Source organism: Enterobacter sp. RHBSTW-00175, from assembly GCF_013927005.1.
Lineage (GTDB): Bacteria > Pseudomonadota > Gammaproteobacteria > Enterobacterales > Enterobacteriaceae > Enterobacter.
In genome coordinates this window covers 3,216,317-3,234,024 of sequence record NZ_CP055930.1, presented here as the reverse complement: position 1 = coordinate 3,234,024, position 17,708 = coordinate 3,216,317, and the positions used below count along the sequence as shown (strand labels likewise).

Here is a 17,708-nt window from a genome sequence, read left to right as displayed (position 1 = left end):
TCCAAATAACCTTAGTATCTACAGGAGAATCATATGGTTCTGGTAACTCGTCCGGCTCCGGATTTTACAGCTGCAGCAGTTCTGGGCAACGGTGAAATCGTTGAAAACTTCAACTTCAAACAGCACACCAACGGTAAAGCGACCGTTCTGTTCTTCTGGCCAATGGACTTCACTTTCGTTTGCCCGTCTGAGCTGATCGCGTTCGACAAACGTTACGAAGAATTCCAGAAGCGTGGCGTAGAAGTTGTTGGCGTCTCCTTCGACTCTGAATTTGTACACAACGCATGGCGTAACACCCCTGTCGACAACGGCGGCATCGGTGCGGTGAAATACGCAATGGTTGCGGACATCAAACGCGAAATCCAGCAGGCTTACGGTATCGAACATCCGGACGCTGGCGTTGCACTGCGTGGCTCCTTCCTGATCGATGCGAACGGCATCGTTCGTCACCAGGTGGTGAACGATCTGCCACTGGGTCGTAACATCGACGAAATGCTGCGTATGGTTGACGCGCTGCAATTCCACGAAGAGCACGGCGAAGTGTGCCCGGCTCAGTGGGAAAAAGGGAAAGAAGGTATGGCTGCATCTCCAGAAGGTGTTGCTAAGTACCTGGCAGAGAACGTATCCAGCCTGTAATTGGCACGGTTTACGAGAAAGGCCCGCTTATGCGGGCCTTTTTTTATTCAGAACGCGAAGCAGGAACAGCCCAGCGCGCCCCAGAACGCCTGATCGTCCGACACCGGAATATCTGACTGACGGGCTATGTCGTGCGCGTGCCCATGCACACCACAGCTCCCGATACACTGGTGCATCTGCACCACCGCGCCCACCTTGCTGGCAGCTGGCGGAGCTGAGCGATAATGTCCAGGCACCTTAACCACCGGTGACCATTCCGGCACGACCGGGATTGGCGGTGGTGACAGCGGGCTAAAGTGCCCGGCTGCGTACACCACCTTGCCATCCACCACGGTCAGCACCGACTCGATGCCTTTAATCTCTTCTTCCTGCACGCTGAAATAGTCTTTCGAAAGCACCACCAGATCGGCAAGCTGACCTTCAACCAGACGGCCCTTCTTACCTTGCTCGCTGGAGAACCACGCGCTGCCTGCGGTCCACAGTTCCAGCGCAACATCGCGCGGCAGGCGGTTGTTGTCGTCATACATCGCCAGCCCGCCCACGGTACGCCCGGACACTAGCCAGTAAAGCGCCGTCCACGGGTTATAGCTCGCCACACGGGTCGCGTCCGTCCCTAACCCTACCGGTACGCCCAGCTCCAGCATCTTCGCCACCGGCGGCGTATGTTTCACCGCCTCTTTACCATAGCGATCAACAAAGTATTCCCCCTGGAAGGCCATACGGTGCTGCACCGCAATCCCGCCGCCCAGTGCTTTAACACGTTCGATATTACGCTCGGTAATGGTTTCAGCGTGGTCAAAGAACCAGTGCAGCCCGTTGAACGGGATCTCGCGGTTTACCTTCTCAAACACATCCAGCATCCGGCTGATGGATTCGTCATAGGTCGCGTGCAGACGGAACGGCCAGCGGTTTTCCACCAGATGACGCACCACGCGATCCAGTTCGTCTTCCATACCCTGAGGCAGATCCGGGCGAGGCTGGAGAAAGTCTTCAAAATCCGCCGCCGAGAAGACCAGCATCTCGCCTGCACCGTTGGCACGGTAGAAATCCGTCCCCTGCCCTGGCTTGAGCATATCGGTCCAGCGTTCAAAGTCTTCCAGTTCTTGCTTTGGACGCTGAGTAAAGAGGTTATAGGCAATACGCACCGTCATCTGCTCTTTGGCGTGCAGTTGCTCAATTATCTCGTAATCCTCAGGGTAGTTCTGGAAACCGCCGCCTGCGTCGATAGCACTGGTCAGCCCCAGGCGGTTCAGCTCGCGCATAAACTGACGCGTAGAGTTCACCTGCAGTTCAAGCGGCAGCTTTGGTCCTTTTGCCAGCGTCGCGTAGAGGATCATCGCATTCGGTTTAGCGATCAGCAGCCCGGTCGGATTGCCGTTGTTATCACGCACAATTTCCCCACCCGGCGGGTTTGGTGTCTCTTTGGTATAGCCAACGGCTTTGAGCGCAGCGCGGTTGAGCAGCGCGCGATCGTAGAGATGCAGTACAAACACCGGGGTATCCGGAGCGGCCTCGTTAAGCTCTTCGATGGTGGGCATCCGGCGTTCGGCAAACTGGAATTCACTCCAGCCGCCCACAACGCGGACCCACTGGGGAGATGGCGTACGGTCGGCCTGATCTTTTAGCATCCGTAACGCGTCTGCCAGGGAAGGGACACCTTCCCAGCGTAATTCGAGGTTGTAGTTCAACCCGCCGCGAATCAGGTGCAGGTGGGAGTCATTAAGACCGGGGATCACTGTGCTTCCCTGCAAATCAACAATTTGCGTGCCCTGGGTTGCATAACTCATGATGCGATCGTGATTCCCGGTCGCGAGGATCTTGCCGTTAGCGATAGCCACCGCTTCCGTCAGCGGATTTTCGCGATCAAGGGTGTGGATCTTACCTTTCGTTAAGATCAGTGTGGCAGTTTGAGACATAACGTACTCCTTTGAACCGGATCAGGCTTTTTTCAGCCATCCGGCAAACAGACGGGTCACGATGGGCATCCACAGCCAGACCACCAGCGCGACCACACAGGCATCGTTAATCAAATGCAGCAGTAAAGTGCCTTTCAGGCCAGGAAGCAGCGCGCCAGTCACCAGCGGCACCACATTGGTACTGGGGAAGATAACCAGCAGGGTGATGAGAAACTGTTTCCACTGCTTTGGTTTACGCACATTTGTCTCTGGCGGAGTGAACCAGAATGCCGCCTCGGTGCGCACTTCCGTTTTATCGCCTTCCGCCAGCAGTGGCTCAATCTCTTTCACCAGCACATTACGGGTATCGGACTGCGTCCAGGCATAAAGGTGCTCAATGGTGTCGAAGCGGATAATCACCGTCCACAGGCTCTGTCCTTCGGACGGGCGGATGACGTTAGCCCCCAGATGTCCGGGAAATTCAGCCGCGATGGGCATGATTTTGCCAAGCCACTGTTCGTATCGCCCGGCTTGTCCAGGCAGTAACGTATGGGTGATCACCAGCGTCACATGTGATGTTTGCGCCATAAAAGTTCCCTGGTCATTGATGGGCGGGAGAACCCCGCCCTGAAAGGATTACGCTTTGCGCTCTGGCGCACCGTGAACGAGGGTATAGGCATAATCAACGCCCATGCCGTAAGCCCCGCTATGCTCACGCACCAGATCCATCACCGCGTCATAAGTGCCTTTACGTGACCAGTCGCGCTGGTACTCAAGCAACACCTGCTGCCAGGTCACAGGCACTGCGCCTGCCTGCACCATACGGTCGATAGCACGTTCGTGTGCATCAACAGAGGTCCCGCCGGAGGTATCTGTTACTACATACACTTCGAAGCCTTCATCCAGCGCCATCAGCGCCGGGAAGGTCAGGCACACTTCTGTCCACAGGGCAGAAATGATGAGTTTTTTGCGGCCTGTGGCTTTAACTGCCGCAACAAACGCGTCATCTTCCCAGGAGTTCATCGAGGTACGTTCAATGGGTTTTACATCAGGATGGACGGCCAGCAATTCAGGCCAGATATAACCGCTGAAGCTCTTTGTTTCTACAGACGTATAGATAACCGGTACATCAAAAATTTTGCCTGCTTTCGCCAGAGCAACCGTATTATTTTTCAATAACTGACGGTCAATATTTGCCACGCCAAAGGACATCTGCGGCTGGTGATCGATAAAAATCAGTGCGGAATTGGACGGGTCAATCAGTTCACGAATAGACATAAAAGTACCTTTTAATCAATGTGTTAAAAGCCAACGATTTTGTGTGCTAAATGAGAAAGGGCCCTGTCTGATAAAGCAATTTGAGTATAGCGAGAATTGATTTAGACGATATTAAAGAAATTTGTCCGCTCTGTTTAATTTAACAGAACGACTTTGGGGAATATTCTGCAACCGGCGTAATACACCGGTTGCAAAAGGGGATTAATTACCAAACCAAACGCAGGCTGAAATCGCAGGCAGAGACAAAACCCCTTCTTGCAGGTCGCCTTTACCCTCTTTCAGTTGCCATGCCTTCACCCTGAGCAGTGGGGAATCATCCAGCACCACTTCACAGGCTTCACCCCGGTTAATGGCCACCAGCATGCGCTGCTGGTTATAGACCCGGGCAAACACCACGACGTTATCATGCGCGTAGACCACCTGGCATCCGCCGTAGCGTAAAGCCTGGTTCTGTTTACGCAGTTTCGCCATACGCTGATACAGGCTGAACAGCGACGCGTCCTGTTTTGCCGGATCCCACGGGAAGGTTTTGCGGCAGAACGGATCGTTGTTGCCGTCCAGTCCCACTTCATCACCGTAGTAAATACACGGGATCCCAGGCCAGGTGAAGAGCCAGGTCACCGCCAGCGGCAGACGCGCCACGTCTTTGCCCAGCAGCGACTTGAAACGTGCTGTGTCGTGGCTATCCAACTGGTTGAACATCCGCAGCTGCTGCTGGTGAGACAGACTGGCGCGGTAGTTGTCCATCCACGCCATGCAGGTTTCGGCGTCGATAAGTTGCGGATCGTAAGAAATATCGGTATTGGCAAGGAATCCCCACAGCGGGAAAGTAAAGCCGCGATAGTTCATCGCCGCGTCTTCGGCATCGGCATGAAGCCACTGACGCGCATCACCAAAATGCTCGCCAAAGACAAACGCCTCCGGCTGGGCGATTTTTGCTGAACGGGTGATCCCGGCAACGTGCTCAATATTGTTACGTGCCCCACCCGCTTCACCCAGCATATGCACCACGTCCAGACGCCAGCCGTCCATGTTCCACGGAGCCTTTAACCAGTGGCGTACAATGCTGTCATCACCACCGTAGATCTCGTTCACAAGCACTGGCGACTGAAAATCGAGCTTAGGCAGGCTGGCATAGCCCAACCAGTCCAAAGCCCGTCCTTCATCACTAAAGCTGTACCAGTCACGCTGGGGTGAATCCGGGTTATGACACGCACCGCCCATGGACTGATTGTGACGATCAAACCAGGCGTGGGAATCCCCACTGTGGTTGAACACGCCGTCCAGAATCAGGCGCATTCCTTCTTTTTTCGTGTTTTCCCGCAGACGCAGCAGCGCGGCATCACCGCCAAACTGCTCATCAACGTGGCGATAATCTTCGGTATCGTATTTGTGAACGCTTGGCGCTTTAAAGACCGGGTTAAGGTACAGCGCCGTGACGCCCAGTTTTTTCAGATACGGGAGCTTTTCGCTGATCCCGTCCAGGTCGCCACCGTAAAATGTCGATCCCCCTGCCTGCGCTGTAAGCGGCTCATCCCACTCTTTAAAGATAATGTCGTGACCTGTGGCGTGGTGGTAATAGACCTTATCCTGCTGCGGCGTGCGCTTCTGGCTGCGGGCAAAGCGGTCAGGGAAGATTTGATAAAAGACCTGATCGTTGACCCACTGCGGGCCATGGTCCGGGTAATCGACGGCGAATTGCTCCAGCCGCGCAGGTGGAAAACGGCTAAAGCCTTGCGGGGTAAACCACAGCTGACGGTTATTCCACAGCAGCTTAAAGCTGTAGCGACGTCGCGGCTGCCCGCTGTTGAGATCGATGTTCGCGCGCCATGCCGTCACGCCGGGCTGCGGCTGGCTGCGTTGCTTGTGCATGGTCAATGCGGTTTCTTCGTTATCCACTTCAGCGCGTAGCATCACGCGGTCGGGCTGATTTTCCCCCGCCAGCCAGAGCGTAATCACAAGGTTGTCTTTGTTTTGCTTAACAAATGGGGCAACCGGAAGGTGCCAGGCGTTCAACATCACGAATCCCCTTTGATGAAATTGACGTCACCTTGCCACAGGGTAGTTAAGGTTAGCTCATCATGATGCAGTTTATTGGGGGAGGAGGACGGGGGAGGAGGCATCAGTGCAGCCAGATGTTCTGCTCATTAACAACCTCTTATGCATATCTCACAATACAGCTAAATTTTCGTAAGCCGATAAATAATAAAAACCATCACCATACAGACTATCCTTAATAATTTTCAGTTAAAGTGAAACTTTTTATTATAAATATACCAAAAACACAAAATAAAGAGTAAAAATATTTAAAGAGAAATACTCATCAGTAAAACCGTTAATAAGATTGATATTAAAGGATAAGGTAATAATGGGAGATACTATATACCTGTCAATTTCTGGAAAGCAACAAGGTGCGATTTCCGATGGATGCGGGACGATAGCATCAATTGGCAATCGCGCACAAACCGGCCATAAGGACGAAATATTTGTATTTGAACTGACCAATGGAATAACCAGCACAGATCAAGGCACACAACTTCAGGAGCTTAGTTTCAAGAAACCCCTGGATAAAAGCACCCCATTACTTTGCAATGCCATAAATAATAATGAGCAGCTTTTTTTGGAGTTTGACTTTTACCGCATAAATAAATATGGCAGATGGGAAAGGTATTACTATATTCAGTTGAGAGGAGCATTTATCTCTGCTATCCATCTTCTGGTAGAGGCTAATCTTGATACCGAATACATTACAGTAAAATATGAGTATATTTTTTGCAGACATCTTATCGCTAACACCGAGTTCAGTTCTCTGGCAGTTCCAGCTAACTACACTCGAATGTTTGTCCCACAGCAAACGGATGCTAAGAAAGGACTCAAAACGTTAAACAGTAAGGCTGTAGGCAGACTGCTTGCCGCAGGAAGTATTTACAACGGGAACATAGAGGGGTTCAGGGATACAGCTGAAAAACTCGGTACCGAGACTCAAACTGGATATAATCAGGTGCTCAATGAAAAAACAATTGGTCTTGGTATTGCTGCAACCTCACTACTCCTTGCGAAGAACGCATCAGCTCTGGAAAATCTTAACAAAATACAAAAAATTCAAGGTTCAATAAGAAATGATTTAGCAGGATCAATCAGGAAAGTTAATTTAGGTTATCCTGGAGAAGGTCGTACCCACAATTGCGTGAATTGTGCATTATCTACAGATATGACTCTGGCAGGTCATGCAACATCAGCACTACCTGCAAACTCGATTACAGGTGTGCCACTCAGTGTATTAGAGCGCCATTACGATGCAAAGTTCAGATATATGAAATCTGAAGATGAAATCATTCAAATAATCAGTAGTGCTGGCTCAGGGGCTCGTGGGATTGTATACGGATCATATGGTCCAAGCCAACCAGGGCATGTATTTAATGTCGTTAATCAAAATAGTACAATCAGATTTCTCGATGGGCAAACTGGTACCCAGGCAGATCTTAGTCAATTTGAATCATTTCAGCTATTGAGGACAAATAAATGATTAGTTATGAAGACGCTATGAGTAAAGCTACTGAATATGTTAGCAATGCTGACATCCCCGTTGTCATCACACTTCATGGCCGATTTTCAGAGGGATGGTTTTTCTGTTTCGAATCAAAAGAATATCTTGAAAATGGGCTTATTTCCTGCCGTTTAGCAGGAAACACTCCGTTCATCATTGATAAAGACAACGGTGAAATCTTTACTTTAGGCACAGCCAAGCCACTTGAAAGGTACTTACAAGATTATGAGAATGAAAAAAAATCGTCAAAATAGTTGTCGACTAATACCCTCCCCCGCTGCCTTTTATACACTAGACGGGAGAGGGTGAAAAAGGGGATTACTGCGCTTGCGCCAACTGGCGGTCGCGGCGGCATTTAAACATCCAGCCTGCCAGCAGCAGAACAATCCACGCAAAGCCCACATACAAGGAAATACGGGTATCCGGGTGATAGCCAATCAGTCCGATAATAAAGACCAGGAAAACCAGCCCAACTACGGTAGTAACCACACCACCCGGCACTTTGAATTTTAGTGCTTCCACCTCTTCCGGCAGCAGACGGCGACGGAACGCAATCTGTGACAGCAGGATCATAATCCACACCCACACGGTCGCAAAGGTCGCCAGCGATGCAATCACCAGGAAAATGTTCTCAGGCATGATGTAGTTGAGGTATACCGCAAACAGCAGCGCAATGGTCATAACCATCACCGTCACCCACGGAATACCGCGACGAGAGGTTTTCGCAAAGACTTTTGGCGCACTGCCCTGCTCTGCCATCCCGTGCAGCATACGCCCCACGCCAAACACATCGCTGTTAATGGCAGAAAGCGAAGCCGTCAGCACCACGAAGTTCAGAATACTGGCCGCAAACGTGATCCCCAGGTGCTGGAAGGTCAGGACAAACGGACTACCATCGGTGCCCACCTGGTTCCACGGGTAGATAGACATAATGACAAACAGCGTACCCACGTAGAACACCAGAATACGCATCGGCACGGAATTGATGGCACGCGGGATGGATTTCTCCGGGTCTTTCGCTTCACCTGCGGTGATGCCGATAATCTCAATACCGCCGTACGCAAACATCACCATTTGCAAAGACATCACCATGCCGAGCCAGCCGTTGCTAAAGAAGCCGCCGTTGCTCCACAGGTTATGAATACCGGTTGGCTGAACGCCGTTACCAATACCCCAGATGATGATGCCAAAACCGGCCGCAATCATGATGATAATGGTGGCAACTTTAAAGAAGGAGAACCAGAACTCCAGCTCACCAAACACCTTCACGCTCATCAGGTTAATGGCGCAGATGATCAACACCACGCTTAGTACCCAAATCCAGTGCGGTACAGCCGGGAACCAGACCCCCATGTAAATGCCGAAGGCAGTGACATCGGCAATCGCCACTATCAGGATCTCAAAACAGTATGTCCAGCCGGTGATGTAGCCTGCCAGCGGGCCTAAGTTATCTTGCGCGTAACGAGAAAAGGAACTTGCAGAAGGGTTATGCACGGACATTTCGCCCAGCGCGCGCATGATGATATACGCCGCCACACCACCAATGATGTAGGCCAACAGAACGCTTGGACCGGCCATTTTGATGGCATCTGCCGAGCCATAAAAAAGACCCGTACCGATAGCTGAACCCAGTGCCATAAAGCGGATGTGGCGGGTGCTCAGTCCACGTTTGAGTTTGTTAGTGCTTTCCATTTAAATCTTGCCATTCAACACGAAAAAAACAAAAAACCACGGGGCCTTAAGCCCCGTGGTTAAACAGTTTGTTACCGTTGATTAATGCGCGTTAGATGTAACCTGACGCCCTGCTGCACGGTCCCAGATAACGGCCAGAACCAGCGCTACAACGGTAGGCATCAGCCATGCCAGACCTTGTTCGGACAGCGGCAGACGCTGTGTCCAGGCTGGCAGCATTTCACTGAATGCTGATGCTTTGATTCCGTCAAGGATACCAAAAAGAAGGCTGATAAACATGGCCGGCGCAATAATTCGGGATGAATTATTCCACCACGGGCGAGTAAAGCTCAACACCACCAGCACAATGCACGGCGGATAAATGGCCGTCAGCACCGGAATGGAAACCTGAATCAGGTGGCTCAGCCCCAGATTCGATACCGCCATTGAGAAAATGCCCAGAATAAACACCAGCGAGCGGTAAGAGAGCGGCAGATACTGAGCAAAGAACTCAGCACACGCACAGGTCAGGCCAACGGCCGTCACCAGACACGCCAGGAAAATCAGCACCGCAAGCAACATGCTGCCCGCACCACCGAAGGTGTGCTGCACGTAAGCATGAAGGATAGCCGCACCGTTCGCGTTCTGTTCAACCAGCATAGCGCTATCTGAACCCAGGCGGAACAGCGCCAGATACAGCAGCGTCAGGCCCACACCGGCCATCAGGCCAGCCCAGATGGTATAGCGGGTCAGCAGACGCGCTTCGGTCACGCCACGGGAACGCGCCGCGTTCACAATAACGATACCAAACACCATCGCGCCCAGCGTATCCATGGTCAGATAACCGTTCACAAAGCCGTTGGAGAACGCCGCATTTTTATAGGCATCCATCGCATCGCTGATAGGGCCAGCCGGCCAGATGATAGCCGCAACGGCCAGCACGATCAGCGCCACAATTTTCATTGGCGCCAGGAAGTTCCCCACGGTATCCAGCAGCTTGCCCGGATAGAGAGAAACCAGAATGACAATCGCGAAGTACACCAGGCTGTAGATAAACAGCGGCATCGCACCGTCGCCGGTCAGCGGAGCAATCCCCACTTCAAAAGAGACCGTTGCCGTACGCGGGGTCGCAAACAGTGGGCCAACAGCCAGATAGCAGACCGTCGCCAGCAGAACGCCAGCCACTTTACCGATCGGTGTGCTGAGGCTATCAACGCCGCCGCCGACTTTCGCCAGCGCAACGATGGTCAGTACCGGTAGACCCACGGCAGTAATCAGGAAACCAAACGCAGCAGTCCAGACGTGTTCACCCGCCTGTAAGCCGACCATTGGAGGGAAAATGATGTTGCCTGCGCCAACGAACAGCGCAAATGTCATAAAGCCCAGCGCGATGATGTCACGCGATTTTAAGTGATGGGTCATAAAACCTTACTGCCTGTGGATGTGGTGTTGAAAACGTTGAGATTTTCGCCATCCCTGACGGGACAATACAGCGGAAAACTTGCTCAATTTCAGCGGGAAATTCTCCCGTCCTGGCGTGGAGAAGAATAGTTTTTCGATTTACCACGCAAATACAGTCGGTCTGACAGTATCTGGGGGGCAATTTAAACGCTTATAACGTTTAAAGGCAAGATGGGATCGTGAAACCAGAACAATATGCCAGTATGAAAAATCAGGCCAGCACAATACGCTATTTATAAGAAAAACCCATGGCTAATCATGCGAACAAAAAAGCATCTGGCGTATAAAATTCACTCAGGTTTTACTTGGCCGCAAAGCAAACGGGCCAGCAATGGCTGGCCCGTGGAAAGGAAAAATGACACGCCTGTTGTCAGGCGATTTTTTTGGCAATTAATCGTTCCGGGATAACGAAACTGAAACGAGTTCCTTTCCCCAGCGTGCTCTGAATATCGAGACGACTTTCATGATGATTGACCGCATGTTTCACAATCGCCAACCCCAGACCGCTTCCTCCGGTCTGGCGCGAGCGCGCTTTATCAACACGATAGAAGCGTTCGGTCAGGCGAGGCAGGTGTTCCGGCGAAATACCTGGCCCGTTGTCCTCAACGCTAAACTCCGCACCTGTCGGGGTATGTTGCCAGCGCACCACAATATGCGTCCCTTCCGGCGTGTGATTTACCGCGTTATAGACCAGGTTAGAAATGGCGCTACGCAGCTCATCCTCGCTGCCCAGTACTTTCAGGCCATTATCAACCTCAAAGGTCAGTTGATGTTTTTTATGGCTCAAGGTCTGCGCTTCGCGCTCTACAACGCGCAGCATCATCGGCACGTCGATAGTGTCATTCAACGCAAGCGTCGGGGCGGCCTCTATTTTCGATAACGTCAGAAGCTGTTTCACCAGCCCTTCCATCCGGTGCGTTTGCTCACGCATGGTATGCAGCGCTTTTTCGCGTGGCGCCCCTTCCAGCGTTTGCTCCTGCATCATCTCCAGATAGCCCTGCAGCACCGTTAACGGCGTGCGCAATTCGTGGCTGACGTTGGCAAAGAAATTACGTCGCGCCCCTTCCAGCTGGTGCATCTGCGTTACGTCGCGCGCCACCATTAACCACTGCTGGTCGCTGTAGGGCATCACGCGGATCTCAAGGTGACGACCATTGTTCAGTTTCAGATTATGCGGGCGGGTGAAGTCACGTTTTTTCAGATACTGCGTAAATTCAGGGTAACGCAGAAGGTTAAGGATATTCTGGCCATTATCATCCGGCCAGCGCAGCCCAAGCAGCTGTTGCGCCAGGCCATTACACCAGAAGATAGTCCCTTCTTCGGTGGTCAGAATGACCGCATCCGGCAGCGACTCCGCGCCACTGCGAAAACGTTTGATCAGGCTACCCAGCTCACGACGGCGCTTTTTATTACGCATCTGCATCTGATGCAGGCCGTAGAGCAGCGGCTCCCAGCTCCCGCTTCCCGGCGGAGGCGTCATACTGCGGTCAACCCACAGCCACCAGGAAAGGCGCAGTAAGTTCCAGAAATGCCAGATTAGCAGCCCGGTGACCGAAGCCAGTAAAAACCACGGCAAATGTCCAACGAATGCCCCCAGAATGAGGGCCGGGATACAACAAAGAATGAGTTCAAAAACGAGCCTTTTCCATGACAGACGTTCCAGCACGCGTCACACTCCTGTCATTGTTCAGAAACGGGTCGAGAAACGATAACCCGTGCCGCGGACCGTCTGCACCATACGATCGTGGCCGCTCAGCTCCAGCGCTTTACGCAAGCGGCGAATATGGACATCAACCGTCCGGTCTTCGACATAGACGTTAGTCCCCCAGACGTTATTCAGCAACTGCTCACGGCTATAGACACGCTCAGGGTGAGTCATAAAGAAATGCAACAACTTGAATTCGGTTGGCCCCATATCGAGTGGGTTTTCGCCGGTCATCACCCGGTGTGACGTTGGATCAAGACTTAAGCCCTGCATCTCAATCACCTCTTCCACCGCCATCGGCGAAATACGGCGCATCACCGCTTTAATACGGGCGACCAGTTCTTTAGGAGAGAATGGTTTAGTGATGTAATCGTCAGCGCCTGTTTCCAGACCGCGCACACGATCTTCTTCTTCACCGCGCGCCGTGAGCATGACAACCGGAATATCGCGGGTCATCGCTTCACGTTTAATGTGTTTGATGAACTGCAATCCCGAGCCGCCAGGCAGCATCCAGTCAAGCAAAATCAAATCAGGCCAGGGTTCGTTAAGTTGATTCACCGCGCTGTCATAATCTTCAGCTTCTACCGGCTGAAAGCCATTTTGTTCGAGCACGAAGCACACCATTTCACGGATCGGAGCTTCATCTTCTACGACCAGAATACGTCTCGCCATACTTTGCCCTGTCTTATCTTATTTAAGTTACAAGTTTGTAATGCGGCGTCATTATGCGTCAGATTTATGACAGATTTATGAAAAACATTACCACTATAAATGGCAAACTGTTGTTTTATTACAGCGGTTATTTTCCGTTCTCTGAAGGTTTATAATCCTATCCTCATTTTTTTGCCACGGAACCGTTATGCGCATACTTCACACCTCGGACTGGCATCTGGGTCAAAATTTTTACAGCAAAAGCCGCGCCGCAGAACATGAAGCCTTCCTGAACTGGCTGCTGGAAACTGCTCAGTCGCACCAGGTTGATGCCATCATCGTTGCCGGTGATATTTTTGATACCGGGCAACCGCCAAGCTATGCGCGCGAACTGTATAACCGTTTTGTCGTTAACTTACAGCAAACCGGCTGTCATCTGGTGATTGTTGCGGGTAACCACGACTCCGTGGCAACGCTGAATGAATCCCGCGATATTCTCGCGTTCCTCAACACGACGGTCGTCGCCAGCGCCGGGCACGCCCCGCAGATCCTGAAAAAACGCGACGGGACGCCGGGTGCGGTACTGTGTCCGGTGCCTTTTTTACGTCCGAGAGATATCGTTCAGAGTCAGGCCGGGCTTTCCGGCGGTGAAAAGCAGCAGCACCTGTTGCAGAGCATAACCGACTACTACCACCAGCAGTATGAAGCAGCCTGCGCCCTTCGCGGTGAACAGGAGATCCCCGTGATTGCCACCGGACATTTGACTACCGTTGGGGCGAGCAAAAGTGACGCAGTACGTGACATTTATATCGGCACGCTTGATGCTTTCCCGGCGCAAAACTTCCCGCCTGCGGATTACATCGCGCTGGGGCATATTCACCGCGCGCAGATGATTGGCGGTAGCGAACATATTCGCTATTGCGGCTCCCCGATTTCCCTGAGTTTTGACGAGACGGGCAAAGCCAAATCCGTGCATCTGGTGACGTTTACCGCTGGCAAGCTCAGCGCCGTCGATACGCTGGACGTCCCGGTCACCCAACCGCTCGCGGTGCTCAAAGGCGACCTGGCAGCCATCACCACTCAGCTTGAGCAGTGGCGTGGCGCGGCGCAAGAACCGCCGGTCTGGCTGGATATCGAAATCACCACCGATGAATATCTGCATGATATGCAGCGTAAAATTCAGGCCTTAACGGAAGATTTGCCCGTCGAGGTGTTGCTGGTGCGCCGTAGCCGCGAACAGCGCGAGAAAATCCTGTTGAGCGCTCAGCGCGAAACGCTGAGCGAGCTGAAGGTCGAAGAGGTTTTTGAACGCCGGTTGGCCCAGGAAGAAATGGACGATGCAAAACGCGCCAGGCTGAACGAGCTGTTCGCCCATACACTGCACTCACTGAATGACGAGGAAGAGAACGCATGAAAATCCTGAGTCTGCGTCTGAAAAACCTCAACTCACTCAAGGGTGAGTGGAAAATCGACTTTACCGCTGAACCTTTCGCCAGCAACGGTTTATTTGCCATTACCGGTGCCACCGGGGCAGGTAAAACCACGCTGCTGGATGCCATTTGCCTTGCGCTGTACCACGAAACGCCGCGCCTGCAAAAAGTCTCTCAGGCACAAAACGACCTGATGACGCGTGATACCGCCGAATGTCTGGCGGAAGTAGAGTTTGAAGTAAAAGGCACGGCTTACCGCGCTTTCTGGAGCCAGAACCGGGCGCGTAACCAGCCAGACGGCAACTTACAGGCTCCACGCGTGGAGCTGGCGCGCTGTGAAGACGGTAAAATCCTTGCCGATAAAGTGACGGACAAGCTTGAACAAACCTCGGCGCTGACCGGGCTGGATTACGATCGTTTTACCCGCTCGATGCTGCTCTCTCAGGGGCAATTTGCCGCCTTCCTCAATGCGAAACCCGGCGATCGCGCCGAACTGCTGGAAGAGCTGACCGGCACTGAGATCTACGGCCAGATTTCAGCACGGGTTTTTGAACAACACAAGGCAGCCCGTAGCGCCCTGGAGATGTGTGAGGCCCAGGCCGCTGGCGTGGTGCTCCTAAGTGAAGAGCAGCAACAACAGCTGCAGCAAAGTTTGCAGGTACTTACTGACGAAGAGAAAACCCTGCTGGCGCAACAGCAGAGTCAGCAGCAAACCTTTCAGTGGCTTACACGCTATGACGAGTTGCTGCGCGAACAGCAGCGTGCCACGGCCTTGCAGCAGCAAGCACAACAGGCACTGGCTGATGCCGGGCCTGAGCTGGCAAAACTTCAGCTGGCACAGCCTGCTGCTGCACTGCGTCCGCTCTGGGAGAGCCAGCGCGAGCAGACCACTCGCCTTGCGCAGACACAGCAGCAAATTGTTGAAGTAAATACTCGCTTACAGGCAAGAAACGCACAGCGGGCGCGAGTGCGCAACGGCGCGTTACGCACTCGCGAACAACTGCAAACTGACCTGACAACGCTCGCCCAGTGGCTTGCCGGGAACGAGCGTTTTCGCCAGTGGGGCCAGGAAATTGCCGGATGGCGTGCCCATTTCACCCAGTTGAGTCGTGATAAACATCAGCTTGTTGCACTCACTGCTCGCCTCGCGGAACTGCGTCAAAAGCTGGCCGGTTTGCCGGTAAGCAGCCTGACGATGACGACCGAAGAGGTTGCGGTGGCGATGGAGCAGCAAGCCCAGTCGCGCACCGCACGCCAGCGCCTGACAACACTCCACGCGCGCTATCAGCCACTACAAAAACACCTGGCACAATATGGCGAAAGCGTGCAAAAAGCCCAGGCTGAGCAGGTGACACTCAATGACACCCTCGCGCTACGCAGGCAGCAATACAAGGAAAAAAACCAGCACTATCTGGATGTCGAACAGCTTTGCAGACAAGAAGAGAAAATCAAAAGTCTGGAAGCCGAACGCGCCCAGTTACAGGCCGGGCACCCTTGCCCGCTGTGCGGTTCAACAACGCATCCGGCGGTAACGGAATATCAGGCGCTGGAACTCAGTGCCAGCCAGCGTCGCCGCGACGAGCTGGCAAAAGAAGTCGCGGCGCTGAAAGAGGAAGGTTTGCTGGTTCTGGGGCAGGTTAACGCCCTGACCCAGCAGATCCAGCGCGAAACAGCTGAGGCGCAAACCTTATCTCAGGAAGAGCAATCACTTACTAACGAGTGGCAAGAGGTGTGCGGCACGCTGAATATTCATCTGAATATTCAGGATGATATCACCCCGTGGATGAACGAGCAGGAACACTACGAGCGCCAGCTTTATCAGTTGAGCCAGCGCCTGACGCTGCAAAACCAGCTCAACGAGCAGGAAGAGCAGCAGCGGCAGTACCAGCAACAGTGGGCCGCAACCCGCCAGACGCTGGAACATATGCTGAGCGCGCTGTCACTGAGCGTGCCTGAAGAGGGAACTGAAGCAGGCTGGCTGACCGAGCGCGAAAACGAATTATCGCGCTGGCAGGAGAATCAAACCCGGCACAGCGCCATACAAGAGCGTATTAACGCCCTGACGCCACTGCTTGATACGCTGCCTGAGGCTGATAGCGCAGAGGCCGACACTATTATCCCGGATAACTGGCGCGACATTCACAATGAGTGCGTCTCCCTGCAAAGCCAGCTTGCAACTCTCCAGCAGCAGGAAGGGCTGGAAAGTGAGCGTATGCTGCAGTCGCAGGCTCAGTTTGCAACCGCACTGGCAGCAAGTACTTTTGCCGATCAGGATGCATTCCTGTCCGCGCTTCTGGATAACGACACGCATCTTCGCCTTGAACAACTGAAACAAACGCTGGAAAACCAGAATCAGCAGGCAACAGCACTCTTTGGGCAAGCGAATCAGCAGCTGCAAGGACACCTGCAACTGCGCCCGGAAGGGGCTGACTGCGATGCCCCTGGCTTGCAGGAACAACTGCAACAGCTGGCGCAGAGGTTACGCGACAATACCACTCACCAGGGTGAAATCCGCCAGCAGCTTAAGCAGGACAGCGATAACCGTCTGCATCAGCAGGCATTGATACAGCAAATCGATGAGGCCGCGCGTCTTGCCGAAGACTGGGGTTATCTCAATGCGCTGATAGGCTCCAGCACCGGCGACAGGTTCCGTAAATTTGCCCAGGGGCTGACGCTGGATAATCTGGTCTGGCTTGCCAACCAGCAGCTTAACCGCCTGCACGGCCGCTATTTGCTCCAGCGTAAAGCGAGCGACGCGCTGGAGCTGGAAGTGGTTGATACCTGGCAGGCTGACGCGGTGCGCGATACCCGCACCCTGTCCGGCGGTGAAAGCTTCCTCGTCAGCCTGGCGCTGGCGCTGGCGCTTTCTGACCTGGTCAGTCATAAAACACGCATTGACTCTCTGTTCCTGGATGAAGGGTTTGGCACGCTGGATAGTGAAACGCTGGATACCGCGCTGGATGCGCTCGATGCGCTGAACGCGACCGGAAAAACCATCGGTGTGATTAGCCACGTTGAGGCGATGAAAGAGCGAATTCCGGTGCAGATTAAGGTGAAAAAGATTAACGGGCTTGGGTATAGCAAGCTGGATAAGGAATTTGCCGTGGAGTGATGGTGGGGTAATTCTGTGCGGTCTGGTGCCCTCACCCCGCAGGGCTGAGGGGAACATACGGCTCAGGTGGTCATTCCGTTCACTTTATGTTCCTTGCTACTCTGTTACCACATTACCGGTGAACGTGCCAGGGTGGCTCACCGCCACCACCCTGGCCACCCGGGCTCCCGGCAAGAAAATCGTCGCTTCGCGATGCCCTCAGCTTATTCCTTTCGGCTTTCGGGTCGGGCGCGATGCAGCGTCCCTGCAAGTCGCGCCCTCTCGGCGCATCCATGCGCCTCGCCCCGGCCTACAGGAAACGCTTCGGCGATTTTCAGCCGGA

The 17,708-nt window shown here is 53.2% G+C and carries 14 protein-coding genes; 5 read left to right on the top strand and 9 right to left on the bottom strand.

Annotation, left to right across the window (positions count from 1 at the left end):
* Positions 1–33: 33 nt before the first annotated feature.
* The gene (locus tag HV107_RS15300) at positions 34–636 is read left to right on the top strand and encodes a peroxiredoxin C (protein ID WP_182059806.1); all 603 of its coding nucleotides are present in this window, start codon (positions 34–36) and stop codon (positions 634–636) included.
* Between the two features lie 47 nt (positions 637–683).
* Here HV107_RS15300 and HV107_RS15295 read toward each other — a convergent pair whose 3' ends face one another.
* The 4 genes from HV107_RS15295 to malZ all read right to left on the bottom strand — a co-directional run bounded on the left by HV107_RS15295 (position 684) and on the right by malZ (position 5,828).
* A complete protein-coding gene (locus tag HV107_RS15295) occupies positions 684–2,552 on the bottom strand; it encodes an amidohydrolase (protein ID WP_182059805.1) in 1,869 nt (622 codons plus the stop codon).
* Positions 2,553–2,573: 21 nt separating this feature from the next.
* Positions 2,574–3,119 carry an antibiotic biosynthesis monooxygenase gene (locus tag HV107_RS15290; protein WP_182059804.1) on the bottom strand — a complete coding sequence of 182 codons (546 nt, stop codon included), beginning with the start codon at positions 3,117–3,119 and terminating at the stop codon, positions 2,574–2,576.
* Between the two features lie 48 nt (positions 3,120–3,167).
* Positions 3,168–3,809, bottom strand: coding sequence for a hydrolase (locus HV107_RS15285; RefSeq protein WP_014069092.1), 642 nt, complete (start codon positions 3,807–3,809; stop codon positions 3,168–3,170).
* Between the two features lie 201 nt (positions 3,810–4,010).
* Complete coding sequence (gene malZ / locus HV107_RS15280; RefSeq protein ID WP_182059803.1) at positions 4,011–5,828, bottom strand: maltodextrin glucosidase; 1,818 nt, start codon at positions 5,826–5,828, stop codon at positions 4,011–4,013.
* 349 nt (positions 5,829–6,177) lie between these two features.
* Between malZ and tssD the strand changes: the two genes are divergently transcribed.
* Complete coding sequence (tssD, locus tag HV107_RS15275) at positions 6,178–7,335, top strand: type VI secretion system tube protein TssD (protein WP_182059802.1); 1,158 nt, start codon at positions 6,178–6,180, stop codon at positions 7,333–7,335.
* Positions 7,332–7,610 (top strand): YrhB domain-containing protein, encoded by a 279-nt coding sequence (locus tag HV107_RS15270; protein WP_182059801.1) that lies wholly within the window; start codon positions 7,332–7,334, stop codon positions 7,608–7,610. Before tssD ends, HV107_RS15270 begins: the two co-directional genes overlap by 4 nt.
* 64 nt (positions 7,611–7,674) lie before the next feature.
* On the opposite strand, the gene proY is transcribed toward HV107_RS15270, so the two are convergent.
* The 4 genes from proY to phoB all read right to left on the bottom strand — a co-directional run bounded on the left by proY (position 7,675) and on the right by phoB (position 12,865).
* The gene (proY, locus tag HV107_RS15265; RefSeq protein ID WP_182059800.1) at positions 7,675–9,048 is read right to left on the bottom strand and encodes a proline-specific permease ProY; all 1,374 of its coding nucleotides are present in this window, start codon (positions 9,046–9,048) and stop codon (positions 7,675–7,677) included.
* An 81-nt stretch (positions 9,049–9,129) separates the two neighbouring features.
* On the bottom strand, positions 9,130–10,449 hold the full coding sequence (gene brnQ, locus HV107_RS15260; RefSeq protein ID WP_182059799.1) for a branched-chain amino acid transporter carrier protein BrnQ: 1,320 nt from the start codon (positions 10,447–10,449) through the stop codon (positions 9,130–9,132).
* 409 nt (positions 10,450–10,858) lie between these two features.
* Positions 10,859–12,154, bottom strand: a complete 1,296-nt coding sequence (phoR, locus tag HV107_RS15255; protein WP_182059798.1) for a phosphate regulon sensor histidine kinase PhoR — start codon at positions 12,152–12,154, stop codon at positions 10,859–10,861.
* A gap of 21 nt (positions 12,155–12,175) precedes the next feature.
* Entirely contained in the window at positions 12,176–12,865 is a 690-nt protein-coding gene (gene phoB / locus HV107_RS15250) for a phosphate response regulator transcription factor PhoB (RefSeq protein WP_003859122.1), read from the bottom strand.
* Positions 12,866–13,052: 187 nt separating this feature from the next.
* On the opposite strand from phoB, the gene sbcD reads away from it, so the two are divergent.
* Entirely contained in the window at positions 13,053–14,258 is a 1,206-nt protein-coding gene (gene sbcD, locus HV107_RS15245) for an exonuclease subunit SbcD (RefSeq protein WP_182059797.1), read from the top strand.
* Positions 14,255–17,386 carry an exonuclease subunit SbcC gene (gene sbcC / locus HV107_RS15240; protein ID WP_182059796.1) on the top strand — a complete coding sequence of 1,044 codons (3,132 nt, stop codon included), beginning with the start codon at positions 14,255–14,257 and terminating at the stop codon, positions 17,384–17,386. Before sbcD ends, sbcC begins: the two co-directional genes overlap by 4 nt.
* 112 nt (positions 17,387–17,498) lie before the next feature.
* On the opposite strand, the gene HV107_RS15235 is transcribed toward sbcC, so the two are convergent.
* Positions 17,499–17,660 (bottom strand): hypothetical protein, encoded by a 162-nt coding sequence (locus tag HV107_RS15235; protein WP_182059795.1) that lies wholly within the window; start codon positions 17,658–17,660, stop codon positions 17,499–17,501.
* Positions 17,661–17,708: the final 48 nt, after the last annotated feature.